This is a genomic window from Micromonospora echinofusca, from assembly GCF_017614955.1.
In the GTDB taxonomy this organism is placed as follows: Bacteria; Actinomycetota; Actinomycetes; order Mycobacteriales; family Micromonosporaceae; genus Micromonospora; species Micromonospora echinofusca_A.
Genome location: NZ_WVUH01000734.1, coordinates 1 through 469 on the forward strand (window position 1 = coordinate 1; position 469 = coordinate 469).

Below are 469 nucleotides of genomic sequence, written 5' to 3' on the forward strand. Positions count from 1 at the left end.
GGTCGCCCCACCGACGTCCACCACCGCCAGGTCACCACCGACCGCGTCGGCCAGCACCTCCACCCCGGTCAACACCGCGTCCGGTGTCGCCGCCCGCACCAACGACGCGAACCGCGGCCCCCGCGACAGGCCCTTACCACCGATCACATGCCGCAGAAACACCTGCCGGATCGCCGCCCGCGCCTCCTGCGGCGCCAACACCCCGATCTTCGGCAACACGTTGCCCGCCACGGTCACCGGCACCCCACCGGCCGCCAGCACCGCCGCGACCTCGTCGCGCACCACGGCGTTACCGGCCAACACCACCGGCACCCGCCACCGCATCCGCGCCAACCGGCCCGCGTTACGGAGCAACACCTCACCGTCACCACCGTCGGTGCCACCCACCAGCAGCAGCACATCCGGCCGGGCCGCCCGCAACGCCGCCACATCCGCGCCCGACAACACCCCGGCGGCCACATGCACCACC

At 73.8% G+C, this 469-nt stretch carries 1 protein-coding gene; it reads right to left on the minus strand.

The window, feature by feature from the left end:
• A partial coding sequence (locus GSF22_RS34140) for a glutamate mutase L (RefSeq protein ID WP_208817988.1) occupies nucleotides 1–469 on the minus strand: 469 nt, incomplete at both ends.